General features: G+C 58.5%; 7 protein-coding genes and 1 riboswitch. Of the genes, 1 reads left to right on the forward strand and 6 read right to left on the reverse strand.

The features are described from left to right. Positions 1 to 55: 55 nt before the first annotated feature. The 6 genes from WB528_RS26220 to WB528_RS26245 all read right to left on the reverse strand — a co-directional run bounded on the left by WB528_RS26220 (position 56) and on the right by WB528_RS26245 (position 4,416). Complete coding sequence (locus WB528_RS26220) at positions 56 to 982, reverse strand: Ku protein (protein WP_423892187.1); 927 nt, start codon at positions 980 to 982, stop codon at positions 56 to 58. Between the two features lies 1 nt (position 983). Then, positions 984 to 1,101, reverse strand: a riboswitch (SAM-I-IV-variant riboswitch). Between the two features lie 302 nt (positions 1,102 to 1,403). Then, the gene (locus WB528_RS26225; RefSeq protein ID WP_423892189.1) at positions 1,404 to 1,799 is read right to left on the reverse strand and encodes a cupin domain-containing protein; all 396 of its coding nucleotides are present in this window, start codon (positions 1,797 to 1,799) and stop codon (positions 1,404 to 1,406) included. Positions 1,800 to 1,814: 15 nt separating this feature from the next. After that, positions 1,815 to 2,177, reverse strand: coding sequence for a hypothetical protein (locus WB528_RS26230; protein ID WP_423892191.1), 363 nt, complete (start codon positions 2,175 to 2,177; stop codon positions 1,815 to 1,817). Positions 2,178 to 2,194: 17 nt separating this feature from the next. After that, positions 2,195 to 2,593, reverse strand: a complete 399-nt coding sequence (locus tag WB528_RS26235) for a RidA family protein (protein WP_423892193.1) — start codon at positions 2,591 to 2,593, stop codon at positions 2,195 to 2,197. Between the two features lie 12 nt (positions 2,594 to 2,605). Then, the gene (locus WB528_RS26240) at positions 2,606 to 3,688 is read right to left on the reverse strand and encodes an Ldh family oxidoreductase (RefSeq protein ID WP_423892194.1); all 1,083 of its coding nucleotides are present in this window, start codon (positions 3,686 to 3,688) and stop codon (positions 2,606 to 2,608) included. After that, positions 3,685 to 4,416, reverse strand: coding sequence for an FCD domain-containing protein (locus WB528_RS26245; protein WP_423892197.1), 732 nt, complete (start codon positions 4,414 to 4,416; stop codon positions 3,685 to 3,687). Before WB528_RS26245 ends, WB528_RS26240 begins: the two co-directional genes overlap by 4 nt. Before the next feature lie 155 nt (positions 4,417 to 4,571). On the opposite strand from WB528_RS26245, the gene WB528_RS26250 reads away from it, so the two are divergent. Further along, positions 4,572 to 4,754, forward strand: a 183-nt coding sequence (locus WB528_RS26250) for a hypothetical protein (RefSeq protein ID WP_423892199.1), incomplete at its 3' end; no start/stop codon positions are given.

Here is a 4,754-nt window from a genome sequence, read left to right on the forward strand (position 1 = left end):
GTGTTGTGCCTTGAGCTCACGGCTAAAAGCGATCGGCGCTACTGCCTTTGCCTCGTTAGCCGGCCTTCATCTGGCGGGCGCTTGGGCGAACCGTGGACTTTGCCACGACAGCCTTCTTGGCCTTGCCAGCAATCGGAAGCAGCATTTCGGCCTGTCCGTCGATACGCTTTCGGCCTTTCGCCGGACGGGCAGACGCCGCTTGGTCCTGCGCGATGCTGCGACGGAGTGCTTCCATGAGGTTGACCACGTTATGGGTCCGCGGGGCCGCTTGCTCGCGTGATACGGCCAAGCCTGCGCGTTTCGTTTTGAGCATCTCGACCACAGCTTCCTCGTAGTGATCGACGAACTGGGACGGGTCGAAGTCTGCTGCCTTGCTTTGGAGAATGTGCTCGGCAAGTTTAAGCATGTCCGGCTCAATCTTCAGCTCGGGAACATCGTCGAAATACTCCTTCACATCCCTGACCTCGTACGGGTAGCGAAGAGTGGTGCCTATCAGGCCCTTGTCCCGGGGCTCCAGCATGATGACGCGTTCGCGCTTGGAGAGCACTACACGTCCGAGGGCGACCCTGCCCTTGCCGCGCATGGCTTCGCGGATGACCGCAAACGCGTCCTGTCCCGCCTGGTCATTCGGCGCGAGGTAGTAGGGGGTATCCAGGTATCGTTCATCGATCTGCTCGCGCGGTACGAACGAATCGATTTCGATGGTGTGGTTGCTCTCGATCGCAATGGCATCCAGTTCGTCATCGTCGACCGGGATGTAGGCATTCTTCGCGTATTCATAGCCGCGACCCTTATCGAAGCCTTCAATCGGCTCGCGCGTAACCTCATCGACCAGCTGCTGGCGCAGCCGGTTGCCGGTTTTCTTGTTGATTTGGCGGAACGACACCCGTTCGGTCGATGATGTCCCGGTGTAGAGGGCGATAGGGCAGGAGACCAGCGAGAGCTTGAGGTAGCCTTTCCAATACGGCCGTGCGGGGGCCATGGGCATCTCCTTTGGTTGCGGGTGCCAAGGCGGCGCCTGCCGCGTTTACGGACCACCTCGCGGGAGAAGCGCAGGTTGGTGCGGGCCAATCCGTCGAGGCCCGGCTCTGAACGCTGAGACAAATGTGGGGAGCCTTTTTTGGCGCGCGAGTCGCATCACCTGGGATGGTTAAGGGATCTGTTGGCCGCCACAGGATCGTCCAATCGTCACTGCACGGATTCGCCCGGCCGGTTGGCTCCAGTGACGCTCCTTCACGTACTTCTGAACGTTGTCCATACCGGCATGCCCCAAATAAGAAGGCGCTACAATTGACGCTTGGAGCCTACCGGTGGTCGAACAGAGCGGTGCACGGACGATCTGTAATCGGCGGAGATGCGAGTATCCTCCTCCGAGTTCCTACGACCTCGCATACGCCAACCGGTCAACGGGCGTCTTGCTCGTCAGTGTACCAGGCCGGTTTTTCTGGATAATGCGGGCCGTCGTAAATCTCGATGACGACGGTCTCGGCATGAGCGATTGCCGGGCCGTGCACGTTGCCCTTCGGATTGCAGTAGAAGCTCCCGGCGGTGAGTGTGACTCCCGTTGAGGTGTATTCGTAATTGCCTTTTAGACAGAACATAAACTGGTTCGAGGCATGGTAATGAGGCTGCGGAATTCCAGCCCCTTCGGCAAATTTGATCAGCGCGATTGACGCGCCGGTCTGTTCATCACGCCAGAGCATCTTTTCGGAAATGCCTTTTAGCGATTTCTCGCGCCACGGCAGCGTTTCCGACTGGATGAGAAGTTCTTCGAGCTTCGGCGCTTCTTTTGGCAACATGACGTTACTCCTGGATCAATCTTTGACTTCGGTCGTCCACCGGACGCTTTTCAATTCGATGAGGCGGGACAGATAGCGAATTTTCGCGCGGTTGGTCAGCCGGTGAACTGCGCGCATCTCGTTGATGAATACCGTCGAGCCGAGCTCCTCTACGGTCTTGATGAGATCCCCAAAGATTGTTTCGATCTCGTTCTCGCCACCGCCGAGTGAGATGACGACATAAGGATGATAGTGAATATGGAAATCGATAGTCTCGCCCGGATCGAGATTGATCTCCCAAATCCGCACGTGCTCGTTCTCAAGCACGATGCGCTGGCCGATCTCGCCCAGCTTGATACCGCGTTTCTCAGCTTCCAAAATTCCAAATTTGTCGGACATGTTGGATTGTTCCACGCTTACTTCGGCAGCACAGCGATGGCGTTGATCTCGATCAGATAATCGGGTGACGTCATCTTGGTCACTTCGACCATGGTCGAGGCCGGCAATGGCGGTTTGAAGTATTGGGCGCGCACTTTGTGGATTGTCTCGAAATGCTCCATGTTCCGCACATAGACGTCGACACGGCAGACATCATCGAGCGTGCCGCCGGCAGCCTCCACCGCTGCTTTGATGTTTTCGCAGACTTGACGGGTTTGCTCGCTGATGTCGCCGATGCCAGCAATTGTGCCGTCCGGACGGCGGGCTGTCATTCCGGAAATGAAGACAAATCGCCCCGTCGCTTCGATGGCGGTAGCGTGCGAGAAGACGCCGTTCGGCTGCCGTAACTTCGGGCTCGATATTTGAACCTTGGGCATGTTGTGCTTTTCCTATGGTGTTTTGGCGTCAAAAGGCGTCGGCGCGACACCGAGGCGCTCCGCGTAACGTTGCAACATCGCGACTACGGCAGGATCCACGAGCACCTGATCGCCGGAGCGATTGCGTCGCTGCCATTCCGGCTCTCCCGGGGTGAATAACTGGGTCACGCCCGGCGCCCGCTTGCCGCCGCGGATGCGCGCGGCGGCGTTGGCCGCCTGCACACGGAACCAGTCGAGATCGCAAAAATGCGCAACGTCGATCGCGACGAACAGGTGCGAGCAATCGTAAGGCACGCTGAAATCGCCGTAGAGCGGTCGAACCTGCGCGCCGCTCGCACCTTGAGACAGTAGGCCACATAAGAGGTCGATCAGAAATGACAGTCCGAAGCCCTTCGGACCACCCGAAGGCAACAGCATCCCGGCGATGGCCTCGGTTGGATTGGTGGTCGGAAGCCCCTGTGCCGTGACGGCCCACGTTGGCGGAATAGCTTCCTTGGCTTTTTCAGCCATCCGGATTTTGCCCATCGCGGCTTCGCTTGTCGCCATATCGAGCACGATGGGAATTTCGCCATCAGCCGGCACCGCGATGGCGAGCGGATTATTGCCGACAACGCGCTCGGCGCCGCCGGGCGCAGGCATCAGCGGACGCGTATTGCACATCGCTATGCCGATGCAACCCGAATCCGCCGCTTGGCGCGCGTAACGGCCGGCCGAGCCAAAGTGAAAACCGTGACGAACGGCCACGATACCGGCGGCAAACTGCCTGGCCTTGTCGACTGCAAGGCCCATCGCCTGCTCGCCAGTCAATTGGCCAAGCGCATTGCCGGCATCGAGCACAACAGCGCCCTGTCGTTCGGACACGATGGCTGCGGCCGTGTCTTTCGATACCGAGCCGCCTTGCAGCCTTTCGATATACATATCGGCCAGCATCACCCCGTGCGATGCGAGTCCTTCGAGATCGGCGTCAACGAGGCCGTTGGCAACTTTTTCCGCGGCTGGAGCTGAAAGTCCGGTAGCGGCAAACAGTTCGGCCACGAACGCTGCAAGTTGTTTTGCCGGTATGGTCGCGGGTCCTGCCTGGCCCTGCACGTTCATTTAAACGATTTCCTTTTGAGCGCGACTCCGGTGTCGGCGCCACGGTTCGCGGCGAGACAGGCTGCGACCTTATCCGTCGTACGGCTGATGTGCAGTCGATTAAGCTCGATTGACTTGTCCACGTCGCGGTTGAGCGCCGTTCGCATCAATTGTTTGTGCTCGCCCACGTCGTCTCGCAACGGGGCGTTGGACATAATGGAAAGCGAGACATAGCGCTCTGCCTGCTCAAACAAACGCTCCCGAATCGATATCAGCGTCTGCGAACCGCACGCCGAGACGAGAGCGGCATGAAACGCTGCGTGCTCGCGGCTCCATGCCTCGTTGATGGTCTCCGGCTCGGTTGGATCGAGCTTGGTCTGGCGGGATAATCGATGAAATGCGCCGAGCAGATTGGCCTCCCAGTCGACACCGCCTTTTTCCAGCGACCAGCGAAGTGCGATCGTTTCAATCTCGATCCTGGTCCGCATCAGATCCAGCAGGTTCTCGCGTGAGACCTCGGACACGCGAAAACCCTTGTTCTGTTCAAGCTGAACAAGTCCTTCGGCTTCGAGGCGCATCAACGCCTCGCGGAGTGGACTGACTCCCATGCCGTAACGCTCGCGCAACGCTTCGAAACGCAAGCGCTCGTCGGGCATGAGACGGCAGGCAATAATGTCAGAACGAATGCGGTTCAGAGCCGAGGCGGTCAAAGTCTGATCGGCAGAACGCTTGGCAGGCATTGCGGGCATTCGCGCTTCCGGTTTGAGTGGCCCAATCGGCAAAGGATAATCGCATATACGAGTACTATTCGACAATCAACGGATTTTCGAAAATCTATTGACTGCATGAAACTATTGGTGGCACGATCGTCATGAAAGGGCGGTCACATCGCGGGAGAGAGAGCATGCGTATTTTTCCAGGCGCAGTCGCTGCAGCGTTTGCAGTTGCTTCGATTGCGGTGATGCGGCCCGATGCGGCGGCCGCGCAGAGCACGCCGCCAGCGCTGACCAAAGTCATATTTTCACTCGATTTCATTCCTCTTGGCCGACATGCGGCCTGGTACGCCGCCATTGCAGAAGGCTTTTTC

It is taken from the genome of Bradyrhizobium sp., assembly GCF_049586575.1.
Lineage (GTDB): Bacteria > Pseudomonadota > Alphaproteobacteria > Rhizobiales > Xanthobacteraceae > Bradyrhizobium.